A 14,797-nucleotide genomic window follows, 5' to 3' on the forward strand; every position below is an offset into this window, starting at 1 on the left:
AAGGGCTCACTGTTGTAAATAAACTTGTTCACATCTGTAGACCTGTTTGTCCACAGCCGACAACTTGTTTATCCACAATAGTGAGCCCTTGACAACTACTAAGCAAAGATACAAAAAGAATAGGGAGAATACAAATAAAATACTAATATTAATCAGATAAAATACTTGTTTTTCAGAACTTTATAACGTACCTTTACAGGCGTTAAACGGCAAGCCGTATTGAAAGAATAAACAGGTAAAAAACAGGATGAAAATTACATTAATCAGACAAGACAACGGGAGCGGAAAAGAAACTCTGAGCGTTTGTGAGGCAAGTACATTGTTCGACAAAATGAAGACGGAGACAAAATCGGGATACATCACGGCTTTGCGAAATCTTATACCTTTAATGGAGGGCACGTATGGTCAGTACGAACATATAGACAAGCTGCCCTATATCTATTCCGCCGTGGAATATACCCGCACCAAAGACGGAGAACGAAGGATGAAACAATATAACGGACTGGTGCAACTGGAAGTGAAGCACTTGGCGGGTCTGTCCGAAATCGAGTTTGTGAAGCGGCAGGCGGCACTGTTGCCGCAAACCTTTGCCGCTTTTTGTGGTTCCAGCGGTCGTAGTGTGAAAATATGGGTGCGTTTTGCCCTACCGGATGCCGGCGGACTGCCTGAAAAAGAAACGGACGCGGAGTTATTCCATGTACACGCCTATTGGCTGGCGGTGAAATGTTATCAGCCGCTACTTCCTTTCGACATCGACTTAAAAGAACCGGTGTTGGCACAAAGATGCCGGATGACACTGGATGAGGCTCCTTATTACAATCCGGACGCAGTGCCGTTCTGCCTGGAGCAACCGCTTTCCATGGCGGGTGAAGAGACTTTCCGGCAACGCAAACAGGGGGAAAAGAATCTTCTGTCGCGCCTGCAGCCGGGATACGAATCCTCGCGGACTTTCAAGAAAATTTATGAGGCTGCACTGAACCGTGCGTTTCAGGAAATGGAGGACTGGAAACGTGGGGACGACCTTCAGCCCTTGCTCGTGCGTCTTGCCGAACATTGTTTCAAGGCGGGTATCCCTGAGGAAGAGGCTGTGCGGCAAACACTTATCCACTATTATCGTGAGGAAGACGAGCAGACCATCCGCCTTGAGTTGCATAATCTCTATCAGGAATGTAAGGGGTTCGGCAAGAAAAGCAGTATCAGCAGGGAGCAGGAGACAGCTTTCCTGTTGGAAGAATTTATGAACCGCCGTTACGAACTTCGTTATAATACAGTGTTGGACGACCTGGAATACCGTCAGCGTGATTCCATCCATTTTTATTTCAAGCCTGTGGACAAGCGTGTGCGCAACAGTATTGCTATCTGTGCCCTGAAAGAGGGTATCAGCGCATGGGATCGCGATGTAGACCGTTTCCTGAACTCGGAATATGTCCCTTTGTACAATCCCGTCGAGGAATATCTTTATGAGGTGGGGCGTTGGGACGGCAAAGACCGTATCCGTGCGTTGGCAGGCCTGGTTCCTTGTGACAATCCGCATTGGCAGGAATTGTTCTATCGCTGGTTTCTTAGCATGGTAGCGCATTGGAGAGGGCTGGACCGGCAGCATGGAAACAATACTTCGCCCCTGCTTGTCGGCCCGCAAGGGTTTCGTAAGTCAACGTTTTGCCGTATCATCCTGCCGCCGGAACTGCGTTTCGGCTATACGGACAGCATCGACTTCAAAAGCAAGCAGGAGGCGGAGCGTTATCTGGGACGTTTTTTCCTGATAAACATTGATGAGTTCGACCAGATAAATGTCAGCCAACAGGGATTTCTGAAACATCTGTTGCAGAAACCGGTTGCCAACCTGCGTAAACCTCACGGCAACACTATCCGCGAAATGCGTCGTTACGCTTCTTTTATCGGCACGAGCAATCAGAAAGATTTGCTGACCGACCCCAGCGGCAGCCGCCGTTTTATCTGTATCGAAGTGACGGCTCCTATCAGCACGAACGTCACTATTAATTACAAACAGCTTTACGCGCAGGCGATGGAAGCCATCTATAAAGGAGAGCGTTACTGGCTGAACGAGGATGACGAGCAGATTCTGAAAGAGACGAACCGTGAATTTGAGCAGATAAGCCCGTTGGAACAGTTGTTCCATTGTTATCTTAGTCCGGTGGCGGAAGAAGAGGAAGGCGAGTGGCTGACCACCATGCAAATCTTGAGTTATCTGCAGACGAAGACACGTGATAAACTGGCTATCAATAAGGTATCGCAATTCGGGCGTACGCTCCGGAAGTTGAATATACCCTGCCGGAAGTCTTACCGGGGGACGCTTTATCATTTGGTTAAGATAGAGTGACGGAAGGCAGGCACTCTGAGGGTATAAGCGTAAAACATGCATAAAAAATAGCTTGTATGATGCTAAAGAACTGATTATTTTGTACTTTTGTCTTACATATGCAAGAATCCGCATTCAAAATAATCAATATAATCAATCCGTTTTTTCAGATACAAAGACTAAAGAAGTATGCAGAGAATATTAATTGTGGAAGACGAAAAGAGAGTGGCCGATTTGCTGAAAATCGGTTTGGAAGAGAACGGTTATCAGGTCTTGGTAGCTTATGACGGTGCCATGGGGTTGCGTCTTTTCCAGTCAAACACTTTCCAACTGGTTATCTCGGATATCATCCTGCCCAAGATGGATGGTTTCGAGCTGTGCAGGGAAATCCGCAAGATTGACGACCGGGTTCCAATCCTGATGCTGACTGCTTTGGGTACGGCCGACGACAAACTGGAAGGCTTCGATGTCGGTGCGGACGATTACATGGTGAAACCTTTCGATTTCAGGGAGTTGACGGCAAGAGTCAGGGTGCTGCTGAAACGGAATGCGGTATCAGGCGGTGCTCCTGCGAAACAGATTGCTTACGCTGATTTGTCCATCAATCTGGAACGGCAGGAAGTCACCCGAAACAACATCTGCATCCGGCTTTCCCCTAAGGAATACAATTTGCTGGTCTATATGGTTGAGAATGCGGAGAAAGTAATCAGCCGTGTGGAGATAGCGGAGAAAGTATGGAATACTCATTTTGATACGGGAACCAACTTCATTGATGTGTATATCAACTATTTGCGAAAGAAGATAGACCGGGATTTCGATGTCAAACTTATCCATACCAAGCCGGGGGTAGGCTTTATCCTCGCAGACAAGATATGAAAATAAGAACAGCGCTTACATTAAAGAATACCGGGGTGACGGCTACTGTTTTCCTGCTGTGCATGGTCTTGATTTATCTGGTCAGTGAGCGGACGCGTGACAAGACTTTTTTCAGAGACTTGAAGAGCGAGGCAGTCACTAAAGCCCATCTGTTTCTTGCCGACCAGGTGGATGCCCGGACTATGCAGTCCATCTACCTGAATAATAAGAAATTCATCAACGAAGTAGAGGTAGCCGTTTATACCACAGACTTCCGGATGCTTTACCATGATGCCATACAGAACGATATAATCAAGGAAACGCAGGAAATGATAGACAATATCCTGCAGAAAAAGGAGATGGAATTTCATGTCGGCAAGTATCAGGGGATTGGTATCGTTTACCCGTTCGGGGGAAAGGAGTATATAGTCACGGCCGCCGCTTATGACGGTTACGGCTATGACAATCTGCTCGGATTGCAGAAAACGTTGTTCATTTTGTTTGTTGTAGGATTACCCCTGTTGTTCGCTGCCGGTTACTTTCTGGCGAGGGTTTCATTGCGACCGATACGTACTATCGTGAGCGAGGCGGAAACGATTACCGCTTCACGGATAGACCGCCGTCTTCCGGTGAAGAACGAGAGTGATGAGTTGGGTGAGCTCAGTACGGCTTTCAACGCGTTGCTTGACCGGTTGGAAGTATCGTTCAATTCGCAAAGGATGTTTGTCAGCAACGTCTCACATGAACTGCGCACGCCGTTGGCCGCCCTTATCGCCGAACTGGATCTGTCTCTGCAGAAAGAGCGTACGGCGGAGCAGTACTGCTGTGCCATGCAGAATATGCAGCAGGATGCCAGGCGGATGACAAGATTGATTGACGGGCTGTTGAATCTTGCCAAAGCCGATTACCGGAAGGAAGAAATCAGTATGCGGGATGTCCGGCTGGACGAGCTGTTGCTTGATGTTAGGGAACTGATACTGAGGGCACATCCGGAATATAGTATCGAGCTGCTTTTCGGGCAGGAAGAGGCGGATGACGACCGTCTGATTACGGTGACGGGAAATCCGTATCTGTTGAATATCGCCTTTTCCAACCTGATAGAGAACAACTGCAAATACTCCGCCAATAACTCCTCGTCTGTCCAGATTTCTTTCTGGGATAAATGGACTGTTGTCCGCCTGTCGGACAGTGGCATCGGTATGTCGGATATCGACAAGCAGAACCTTTTCACTCTGTTTTATAGAGGAGAAGAAGAAAAGGTGGTGGAGGGACACGGCATCGGCATGGCGTTGTCTCAAAAGATTATCCGTTTGCACGGCGGAGACATTGCCGTACACTCGGAACGGGGAGAAGGTACTACATTTGTGGTGGAGCTTCCCCACGTCTGATACTGTCTGCTTCGTCCGGAAATTCGCCTGAATAGGTTTTGTTTCTCTCATGATAAGTTTCTCTAATAGTTTTCTAATACCACTCTAATAGTTTTCTAACAGTTCCTTATAAGAATGCTTCCTACTTTTGCGGCGCGAAAGGCAAAACAGAGTAATTAATCCATAAAACAAAAGTAACATGTGGAAGAAGAAAAAACGTAAGGAACAGTTCGCTTTTAATGCCGAGAAGGTATTTTTGGCCGCAGGACAGCCACTCGAATCGGTTTTCAATTATTTCCGGACAACTCAGCTCGGACTGACTGAAAATGAAGTAGAGAAAAGACAGTCTCTTTTTGGGAAGAATGAGGTTGTACATGAAAAAAGGAAAAGGCCGCTCATCATGTTTGCCAAGGCATTCATCAACCCTTTTGTGGGAGTACTTACGGCATTGGTCGCCATATCCTTTGTGATGGATGTGCTGATGGCAGTTCCCGGTGACCAGGACTGGACTTCCATTATCATCGTCACGACAATGATTGTATTGAGTGCCATCCTGCGTTTCACACAGGAATGGAAAGCCAGCCGTTCGAGCGAGGCTTTGCAGAAGATGGTGACAAACACCTGCTATGTAAAACGTACGGGAATCCCCGAGGGGGAAATCAGGATAGAAGAACTGGTGCCGGGGGACATTGTGATGCTCGCTGCCGGCGACATGATTCCTGCCGATATCCGCATCGTCGAAGCGAAGGACTTGTTTGTCAGCCAGTCCACCCTGACGGGTGAATCCGACGCGGTAGAGAAGACCCCTAAGGGGATGGGCAAGAAATATCATAAGGGGAGTGTGGTGGAACTGGACAACATCTGCTACATGGGTTCCAACGTGGTGAGCGGATCGGCCAAAGGGATCGTTTTTGAGACCGGAAACAATACTTACCTGGGAACCATTGCCAAGAGTATAGCCGGACATCGCGCAGCTACGGCTTTCGACAAGGGTATCACTAAAGTGAGCTTGTTGCTTATACGTTTCATGTTGATTATGGTTCCGATAGTGTTCCTTGTAAACGGCATTACGAAGGGGGACTGGATGGAAGCGTTTATCTTTGCTATATCAGTGGCAGTGGGGCTGACTCCTGAGATGCTTCCCATGATTGTGACCGCCAATCTGTCAAAGGGGGCTTTGAATATGTCGCGGAAGAAAACAATTGTAAAGGATCTGAATGCCATCCAGAACTTCGGTGCCATGAACATACTCTGTACCGACAAGACCGGTACGCTAACACAAGACCATATCGTGTTGGAACGCCATGTCAATGCTGACGGTACCGAGGACAAGGAGAACCGTATCCTGAGGCACGCTTACTTTAACAGTTATTTCCAGACCGGGCTGAAAAACCTGATGGACCGTGCTGTCCTTTCACATGTCAAGGAACTGAATCTTGAGTCTTTGAGCAATGTTTACAGGAAGGTGGATGAGATTCCGTTCGACTTTACCCGACGCCGGATGTCGGTCGTGGTGGAGGACAACAATGGCAAGCGTCAGATTATCACCAAAGGAGCCGTGGAAGAAATGTTGGGTATCTGCGCTTATGCCGAATTGGGCGGCGAGGTACGTCCGCTCACCGGGGATATACGGATGAGGGCGCAAAAGTTTGTCGGGGAGATGAACAATCAGGGGATGCGTGTCCTTGCCCTTGCCCATAAGAGTTTTCTGAGCAAGGAGAACAACTTTGCCGTGGAGGATGAGCAGGAGATGGTGCTGATAGGTTATCTGGCATTTCTCGATCCGCCCAAGGAGTCGGCGGCACAGGCTATCCGCCAGTTGCACGGGCACGGTGTGGAAGTCAAGGTGCTTTCCGGTGACAATGATGCTGTGGTGAAGACTATTTCACGGCAGGTAGGCATTGATACCTCTACTGCCGTCACGGGGCCCGAACTGGAAAAGATGAATGAAGAGGAGAAGATGAAGGCTGTTGCAGTGGGGAATATCTTCTCCAAATTGACACCGATGCAGAAGGTGGAGATTATCCAACTCTTGCAGAAGCAGAAGAATACGGTCGGTTTTCTGGGAGACGGCATTAATGACGCGGCTGCACTGCGTGAATCAGACATAGGTATCTCCGTAGATTCGGCTGTGGACATCGCCAAGGAAAGCGCCGATATCATCCTGCTTGAAAAAGACCTGATGGTGCTGGAGAACGGTGTGCTCGAAGGACGCAAGACGTTCGGGAATATTATCAAGTATGTGAAGATGACTGCCAGTTCTAACTTCGGCAATATGTTCAGCGTACTGGTTGCCAGTGCCTTCCTGCCGTTCCTGCCGATGATGCCTATCCACATACTGATTCAGAACTTGCTTTATGATATATCCCAGACAACCATTCCGTTTGACCGCATGGATCCGGAATACTTGCGTAAGCCCCGGATCTGGGATTCTTCCGATTTGAGCCGCTTTATGATTTGGATCGGGCCTATCAGTTCCATCTTCGATATTGTGACTTACATTGTGATGTGGTGGTTCTTCAGTTGCCGTACTCCTGAAATGGCATCTTTGTTCCAGTCGGGATGGTTTGTCGTTGGGCTGCTGTCACAGACGTTAATCGTACACATGATTCGTACACGCAAGGTTCCGTTCTTCCAGAGCACGGCATCTTGGCCGGTACTGATAATGACATTCTCGATTATGGCTATCGGTATCTATGTGCCATTCTCACCGTTCGGCGCTTCTATCGGTCTGACACCGCTTCCATGGAGTTATTTCCCCTGGCTCGTCGGCATCCTGCTCGCTTACTGTATGCTGACGCAGGGACTGAAGGTGCTCTATATCCGTGCATTCAAACGTTGGCTATAAAAACTGCGGTTATGAAATTGAAGACAATGCTTTTCTTTGTGGGCTGTACGATACCTTGTATGGCTTATACCCAGACATTCGGTGGTGCATATACCACCGAATGGCAATGGGATATGAAGAAGAATACCAACTGGGTGAACCTGCTCCGGTTGGATATGAACCTGCCCTTGTGGAAGAGCGGCTCGCTGGAAGCTGCCACCATTCATGTGGCAAAGACGAACGAAAATATCATTGATGACTGGCAGACTTTCTCCAATATCGAGGAAGACAATATTTTTGCAGCTATCGCCATGATGGGATATAGGCATATGTGGAAAAAAGCGCGCCTGTTTGTCGGAGTACGCAATGTGAATGAGGACTTTTTCACGTCCGATGTCACTTCGCTCTTTACGGGCAGCTCTTGTGGTATTTTTCCTACGGTTTCGGCTAGTTATCCGATTTCCAATTATCCTTTGGCGGGACTGACGGTGTATTTTGACGTGAGTTTTGGCGGATGGACTTTTAAAAACAGCCTGTACAACGGTGCAGGTTATAATGGATGGAACCGGCATGACAACCCGTTCCTTGTCCGGCCGAAACGGGATGGGGTTTTCGATATGGCGCAACTGGAGTATGAATGTGGAAACGGACATTACTTTGCGGGGGCGGCTGTACACAACAGGCGGTATCCCGTTGACGAAGAGGGGCGACTATCTCCTATGGGGGAAGCCTTGAAGCAGACGAGTTGTGCCTGGTGGGTGTATGGTGAACAGCCTGTATGGAAAGCTGGCAACAAGAACGTTATCCTGATGGCGCAGTATTCGGAGAACACGTGCAGGCAGAGCGGCTGTTACCGGTATGCGGAGGCAGGCTGTGCGTATGCCGGCGGGAGCGGCCGGCTTGGGATGTCGGGACAGTATGCCCGATTCTTTCAGGGTAAGGAGTGGTCATTGGAGCTGACGTGGAACAAGGCTGTCAGTGAGTCTTTGTTCATCCAGCCCATTCTCCAGTATGTCAGGAACGGGAATGGAAACTTCACGGTACTTAGCGCGCGTGTCCATTACAGTTTTTGACCTGCGGTTTCCAAAGTGAGCTTTATCGGATTATAAATTAAAAAAACAGAAAAGTTATGGTTACAAATGTGGAAAGACTTTTACGAGCGTTTTGAACGCGCCATGCAGAAGGCGGAGCAATGGCTTCGGATGCACGATTTACTCAATATATCTGAGTCTGCTGCAAGGCAACTATTGTTGAAGTCGGAGTATAAGAATGTAGCGCTGTCTGTTGATACTATTCTATATATCGAGTCGATAGACAATTATGTCAAAGTACATCTTACCGACGGTTCATCGGTACTTTCTAAAATTCCCTTGCGAAGCATCGAAGAGCAACTGCCACAGGGAGAGTTCATCCGCATACATCGTTCGTTTGTGGTGCCGCGAAACCGTATCACGAGGTTCACACGTTCGGAAGTGATGTTGGCAAAAACCGGCAAGAGCCTGCCGGTCGGGAAGAAGTACGCGGAAGACGTAATGATGCTTCTGGGGAAGGACGAATAATGCAAAAGGAACATTCTGTTTGTGAATAGATTAGGATTAATAGTACTTTTCGATTCCGCCGAATCCTTTTATTATCTTATTTTCTTTCGTCTTGTTGATAAAGTTGTTTAACCGTTTTTCAAATTCTTCCGGTCGTTTCCTTGCCACTTCAATGTATGCGATTCGGATACGTTTATATGCGTCGGAAAAATGTTGGTAGTTCTTCCAGGTTATTTTATCTTCTTTCAGCCTGTCGACTATATCATTGGGAAAAATGAAAGGAGCAGACAAAACATCTTGTATTTTATCCTCAAACTTAGGGTGTATCATTTTATTTTCCAACAGCCATTTAAGTCTTTCTTTATTGGCTTGCGAATAGGTGCTTTTAGGGTTTCGAGGCGTGAAATGCTGAATTTTATGTTCTTTGTCAAGTGACTTGATTGTACTGTCAATCCACTCGAAACAAAGGGCTTCTTCAACAGCGTCATTGTACGTTATGCTTTTTTTTCCCGAAGCTTTGCTGGGAAACACAAACCAAATCTCATTGGCAGTCTCGAAGTTGTCGGACAGCCACTTGCGCCAGTCTTTCCTGTCTTCAAAATATTTTATTTCTATTGGCATGGTAAGTTATTCCTCCTGTTTTTGTTTAAAATGTCTCACTGTATTTCCAAAGTTTCATACTGATTGCATTTATGATTTGTCGCAATATAGCGATATTTAGGGTGGGGGATGAAACTTATCGTGAAGTTTTAAGTGTTATTTAGAAAATTAAGCCATAGCTGCTTTTGTGTGGCCAAGTCGTGGAACTATAATTGTGGAGAGCTGCATTTTGTTTTTCGGCAAGTACTTTTTGTGCTTGTAGGGTAATCTGATGTGATTTGTTTAAATTTCGGTGAAAATGTGGGTGTTTGGGGTGGATATATTAAAAAATGAACAAAAAAATAAAAAATAGATATTGATAGCAATCTGCCTATTTGTTTATTTTGCATAAAATTAACTAGAAGCTATTGGAATTTGTAATACTGCTATACTGAGTTGTATTAGGTTTAAAGTTTGTGTTAACTAAGAATTTGTATTATGAAAAAAAAGTATCTATGGGGAGTAGCTTTCTGTATGCTGGTTTGCATTTGGAGCTGCTCCGATCAGGATGATAATTCAATAAATCCTGATAAGATGATTCAAATGTATGGTTATCCGTATAATTTGCAGAGTGGAGTTATTTGGCAAAGTAATCCAAATGTAATTATTTCGAGTATTCCTTATATATATGAGGATACTTACGAGAAGAACGGTACGACGGTGACTGATCGTGTGGAAGGTTTTCGTGCCGGTGATGAACGGATTGAGACCGGTAACTTCATGCTTTCACTCTATGAAACAGGACTTTACGGCAATATGGAATTGGAAAAAGCCCAGGGTGAGGGGGCTTGTATCTGTTTTCATCTGGCATCTCCGGAACTCGGAGAATTGGTGCCGGGAAAATACGTGTTTGGCACAGATAAGAAACCCTATACTTTCATCGGGTATTGTTCGTCCGATTACAATACCCAGAATAAGGAGAACATTCCTGCTACCCTTTCTGAAGGAGAAGTGACTGTTGAAAAGAATGGTGATAATTATCGTGTCGTATTTCAATGTAAAACGACTTTTGGCGGAGATATTGCGGGAGAGTATAATGGGACGCTTCAGCAGCATAGAGTGTCACAGGTTAGCTCTACCGAATATAACAATGTCTCTTTGTCGGGGTTGATGGATGAGGTGGAAATTGTGATGTGGTATACGGGGGATGTAATACGTAGTATTCTTGACCAAATCGGTCTTGAAGGCTTTCCTCTCAAGGATGGTGCAGAAATGATAGGTTTGATCGTTGACGGAGAGAAGTTCATCGACCCCGAAAGTTCGGGTACTGATTTTGATACTGAATACAATGGAATGTCATTGTTCTCCTTAAGCACAGGCTTAAGTCAAATAGCAAATAACGCTAGAAAAAATAAAGAACTGATAGATTTGGCATTGACGTGGAATAAAGAACAAGAGGCATTTTATTTTGAATCGCCCATACGTGTACGCAGTATGTTGGATCATAATTCTAAGTATGATTTCCCTTGTCATACCATTTATATGAATGCACCCGAAAGTTTTACGGAGGCTGATTTTGAGAATTTGAGTGCAGATGATTTCTCTTTTCAAATTACCGAAGAAAAGGTTAAGGTGGCAATAGCAGATTTTAAGCCTGCCTACGTTTTCTTCCAGACAGGAAAAGGGGTTTTGGGTGTCATAAAAGTAAAATCCTACATTCCGCAGGATATGAAAACTGAATATGATGTATATAGTAGCGGTTATATCGATTCCCCCTTGAATCCATCCCTTCAACTGGAAATCAAATGCCCGGCAGTTGTAGCCAACCCGCAAATCAGATAATCTAATAAAAAAACACAGAACATTATGAAAGTTCAATATCAATCCTACTCCTCATTGGCAAGACAGTTGCGTGCAGCATGGACACTCCTGCTCTGTCTCCTCTGTATTTCGGGGAGTGCACTGGCAGCATCGTCCGCCCAGCAAGAAGGTAAACAGAATAAAGTAGAATTAACAGGTCGTGTAGTAGATACCACAGGAGAACCTTTGCCGGGAGTGACCGTCACCTTGCAGGGAACGACACACCGGACGGGAACCGATGCCGAAGGATATTTCCTGTTCAGCGTACCCGCCAGTGAGAAAGGATATACGCTGGAGTTCACCTTTATCGGTATGAAAATGCAAGCACGCCATATCAGCCAACCGGGCAAATCTATCCGGGTAGTGATGCGTGAAAGTGCTGAAGCACTGGATGAAGTCGTTGTTACCGGTATGGAAGTGATAAAGAAAGACCGTATGACCGGTAGTGCTACTGTCATTACTGCCAAAGACTTGAAGATGCAGGGTATTACCTCTATCGATCGTATTTTGGAAGGTAAAGTTGCGGGACTGAATAGTGCTACCGTATCCGGTGCGCCGGGTACCCGTTCTAAAATCACGATCCGCGGTGAAAATAACCTGAGCGGCAATTCCGAACCTCTGTGGATTGTTGACGGGCTTCCTATGACGCAGGGAGTTCCTCAAAGTAATACAGGTGATTATGCTGGGACGATTATGCAGGATGGAGTAGGTAATATTATGCCGGAAGACATCGAATCTATCAGTATCTTGAAAGACGCTTCAGCCGCCGCCATTTATGGTGCGCGCGCAGCTAATGGTGTTATCGTCATTACGACTAAGAAAGGATTTCGCTCCAAAACACAAATCAACTATAGCGGTACTTATGAGTGCGCTTTTGCTCCGACTAACCGTCTCGATTTTATGAATTCTGCCGAGAAGTTGAGGTATGAACAGTCTATTATTAATAACTTCGGGCTGGAATATGCTTATCTTACGGGGCGCGGCGGATATAGCTACAAGCGAATGGTGAATGGTTTCCTGACTCCGGGTGAGTATAACGCCACTGTTCAGAAATTGGCACAGACCAATACCGACTGGTTTGACGTACTCTTCCGTACGGCTCATTCACATTCACACAATGTCAGTCTGCGTGGAGGTTCGGAAGAACTGACGTATTATACTTCCGTCAATTTTCAGGAAAAGAACGGTATTCTTCTCTCTAACAAGTACCAGAGTGCCGGCTTGTTGATGAAACTGGACTATCGGCCTATCAAGAATTTGATTGTCGCTCTGAATGTGTCCGCCAATACGCGTAAGAACAGGGACAATGCTTCCGCTATTGATCCGTTTACCTATGCCATGTTTGCCAATCCATATGAACGTCCGTATGACGAAAACGGGAACTATGCAGCCGATCTCAGTTATCTGAGTAATAATTATACTACGGAACGTGCGTCCGGTTATGTGTACGATCAGTTCAATATCTTACGTGAAATGAAAGACACGCGTAATATACAGGATGGTTCGGATGTGGAGATGACTCTTAATCTCCGTTATGACGTGTTGCCCGGGTTGTCCGTAGAGTCCATTTTCCGGAAAGGTGTCAGCTACAATACGGAAACTACCGAAGTAGAACCGGGGACGTATACGTCTTGGACGAATGAGGCATTTGCCCGCAATGCATATCGCTATTACGACATCATGCCAAGCGGCTACGATAATGGAGAACTTTCCGAAAATTCCGGAAAGAATCATAGCTGGGCTATCCGTAATCAGATAGATTATTCGTTCACTGTCAAGAAGGATCATTTGTTCAGTATCTTGCTCGCCAATGAAATCATGTCGAAGAAATATACCAATTTCGGTTATACTTCACCTATTTATTATGGTGATTATCGCATTACGGGTATCCCTACCTTTGACAAGAATGTGCCTTATGAAGATATGGTTTCCGCTATCAGCAATATGTTCCATACGAAGGACGGGCAAGACCGGAGTGTTTCATTTCTGGGTTCTCTCCGTTACGGTTATAAGGACCGGTATATTTTCAATTTCAACTATCGTGCCGATGGTGCCGACGTAATCGGTGATACGAACAGATTTACTCCGTTATGGTCTGCCGGATTGCGTTACAATCTGCATAAAGAGAAGTTCTTTGCGAATCCTATCGTCAATGAACTGTCACTTCGGGCTTCCTACGGTTTCACAGGAAATATTGACCGTTCCGCTTATCCGTTCTCTACCATTTCTTTCGGTAATGTGATGTATATGGGCAATCGTTTTGCTACGGGATTCACCTATCCTAATCCTACTGTAGGCTGGGAGAAGAAAAAAGACCGTAACATCGGGTTGGATATGTCGTTGCTCAATAGCCGTGTGAACATTACTCTGGACTATTATTTCAATGAAACGGAAGATATTCTTGAGAATTTGGAAATTCCCGCTTCCACCGGACGGACTACGGTGAAAGCGAATGGCGGTATTGTTGAAAACAAGGGATTGGAATTTTATACTAACATTAAATGGATTAATAATAACGACTGGACTTTTAGTACCGCTTTCAACATTGCCCGCAACAAAAATGTGATAAAGAAATCATTCTATGATTATGATTCTTATCAAGATGCTATTAAATCAAATGTCAGCATGGGTGGCGTCGTTAATATTATAGGACAAGAAACCGGAGGTATTTATGGCTGGAAGGTGGCAGGTGTAAACCCGCAAACCGGTAATCCGCAATATTATCTCACCGAAGCTGGTAAAAGGGCGTATAGTGCATTCCTTGATAAATGGGATTCTTACAGTGAGGAACAGAAGAAACAATACTTGGCTATGATCGGCTCTCCCAACGGCATTCCGGATGTGGTGGACTTCGTGCGGGACAGTGATAAGAAAATGGGGTATCAGATGCCTTCTATGCAATATCTCGGTCGTTCCAATCCGAAGTTTGTTGGTGGTTTCAACACTTACTTGAGATATAAAGGGCTGGAATTCACTACCTCGTGGACTTTCAAAACCGGACATCTTGTTCCCAACTTCAACGATTATCAGAATGCGCCGAACAATGAAGCCAGTTCGGTGAGGGCGGCACTTGGATATTCTTCCGACCTGAAAGTGTCTGCTACCAACCGTGAAAAGCGGTATCTGTATTACTGGCAATTCTCGGGTGACCGTACAGACATCCCGAAATTCACCACTTCGGACAATGATTACTGGGCTTCGTTGTGCACTTCCGACAAATATTCGAAAGGAGACTATCTCCGTCTGACTAATCTCTCGTTGAGTTATCGCTTCCCGTCGCGGCTTATCAAGCAGTGGGCGGGCATGCAAAACCTGTCTTTAGGATTCAACGCCCGTAATCTGGTGACGTTTACCAAATATAGAGGGCTGGATGTCGGTACTGGAAATGCGTTCTCTTATCCCGTTGCCCGCGAATTTAACTTTAAACTAACTGTCGGATTCTAAAAACAAG

Annotated in this window: 9 protein-coding genes; 8 read left to right on the forward strand and 1 reads right to left on the reverse strand. The window is 45.8% G+C overall.

Annotation, left to right across the window (positions count from 1 at the left end; translation table 11 throughout):
• Positions 1 to 247 precede the first annotated feature (247 nt).
• The 6 genes from RDN93_RS01980 (at position 248) to RDN93_RS02005 (ending at position 8,928) form a co-directional block, all read left to right on the forward strand.
• A complete protein-coding gene (locus tag RDN93_RS01980) occupies positions 248 to 2,341 on the forward strand; it encodes a BT4734/BF3469 family protein (RefSeq protein ID WP_308743990.1) in 2,094 nt (697 codons plus the stop codon).
• Between the two features lie 168 nt (positions 2,342 to 2,509).
• Positions 2,510 to 3,196: a response regulator transcription factor gene (locus tag RDN93_RS01985; protein WP_308743991.1), complete on the forward strand. Its 687-nt coding sequence runs from the start codon at positions 2,510 to 2,512 to the stop codon at positions 3,194 to 3,196.
• Positions 3,193 to 4,563, forward strand: a complete 1,371-nt coding sequence (locus RDN93_RS01990; RefSeq protein ID WP_308743992.1) for a HAMP domain-containing sensor histidine kinase — start codon at positions 3,193 to 3,195, stop codon at positions 4,561 to 4,563. Before RDN93_RS01985 ends, RDN93_RS01990 begins: the two co-directional genes overlap by 4 nt.
• A gap of 178 nt (positions 4,564 to 4,741) precedes the next feature.
• Positions 4,742 to 7,390 carry a magnesium-translocating P-type ATPase gene (gene mgtA, locus RDN93_RS01995; RefSeq protein ID WP_308743993.1) on the forward strand — a complete coding sequence of 883 codons (2,649 nt, stop codon included), beginning with the start codon at positions 4,742 to 4,744 and terminating at the stop codon, positions 7,388 to 7,390.
• 11 nt (positions 7,391 to 7,401) lie between these two features.
• Positions 7,402 to 8,442 (forward strand): carbohydrate porin, encoded by a 1,041-nt coding sequence (locus RDN93_RS02000; RefSeq protein ID WP_308743994.1) that lies wholly within the window; start codon positions 7,402 to 7,404, stop codon positions 8,440 to 8,442.
• Between the two features lie 66 nt (positions 8,443 to 8,508).
• Entirely contained in the window at positions 8,509 to 8,928 is a 420-nt protein-coding gene (locus RDN93_RS02005) for a LytTR family DNA-binding domain-containing protein (RefSeq protein WP_308743995.1), read from the forward strand.
• Between the two features lie 36 nt (positions 8,929 to 8,964).
• Here RDN93_RS02005 and RDN93_RS02010 read toward each other — a convergent pair whose 3' ends face one another.
• Entirely contained in the window at positions 8,965 to 9,528 is a 564-nt protein-coding gene (locus RDN93_RS02010) for a YdeI/OmpD-associated family protein (protein WP_308743996.1), read from the reverse strand.
• A gap of 456 nt (positions 9,529 to 9,984) precedes the next feature.
• Between RDN93_RS02010 and RDN93_RS02015 the strand changes: the two genes are divergently transcribed.
• Both RDN93_RS02015 and RDN93_RS02020 read left to right on the forward strand, forming a co-directional pair.
• Positions 9,985 to 11,328 carry a hypothetical protein gene (locus tag RDN93_RS02015; RefSeq protein ID WP_308743997.1) on the forward strand — a complete coding sequence of 448 codons (1,344 nt, stop codon included), beginning with the start codon at positions 9,985 to 9,987 and terminating at the stop codon, positions 11,326 to 11,328.
• Positions 11,329 to 11,352: 24 nt separating this feature from the next.
• The gene (locus tag RDN93_RS02020; RefSeq protein ID WP_308743998.1) at positions 11,353 to 14,790 is read left to right on the forward strand and encodes a SusC/RagA family TonB-linked outer membrane protein; all 3,438 of its coding nucleotides are present in this window, start codon (positions 11,353 to 11,355) and stop codon (positions 14,788 to 14,790) included.
• The last annotated feature ends 7 nt before the right edge of the window (positions 14,791 to 14,797 follow it).

Source organism: uncultured Bacteroides sp. (assembly GCF_902491285.1).
Classification (GTDB): domain Bacteria; phylum Bacteroidota; class Bacteroidia; order Bacteroidales; family Bacteroidaceae; genus Bacteroides.

Bases quoted from the DNA above. Each gene is read 5' to 3' on its own strand.
- RDN93_RS01980 (WP_308743990.1), top strand. From the start codon at position 248: ATGAAAATTACATTAATCAGACAAGACAACGGGAGCGGAAAAGAAACT.
- RDN93_RS01985 (WP_308743991.1), top strand. From the start codon at position 2,510: ATGCAGAGAATATTAATTGTGGAAGACGAAAAGAGAGTGGCCGATTTG.
- RDN93_RS01990 (WP_308743992.1), top strand. From the start codon at position 3,193: ATGAAAATAAGAACAGCGCTTACATTAAAGAATACCGGGGTGACGGCT.
- mgtA (WP_308743993.1), top strand. From the start codon at position 4,742: ATGTGGAAGAAGAAAAAACGTAAGGAACAGTTCGCTTTTAATGCCGAG.
- RDN93_RS02000 (WP_308743994.1), top strand. From the start codon at position 7,402: ATGAAATTGAAGACAATGCTTTTCTTTGTGGGCTGTACGATACCTTGT.
- RDN93_RS02005 (WP_308743995.1), top strand. From the start codon at position 8,509: ATGTGGAAAGACTTTTACGAGCGTTTTGAACGCGCCATGCAGAAGGCG.
- RDN93_RS02010 (WP_308743996.1), bottom strand. From the start codon at position 9,528: ATGCCAATAGAAATAAAATATTTTGAAGACAGGAAAGACTGGCGCAAG.
- RDN93_RS02015 (WP_308743997.1), top strand. From the start codon at position 9,985: ATGAAAAAAAAGTATCTATGGGGAGTAGCTTTCTGTATGCTGGTTTGC.
- RDN93_RS02020 (WP_308743998.1), top strand. From the start codon at position 11,353: ATGAAAGTTCAATATCAATCCTACTCCTCATTGGCAAGACAGTTGCGT.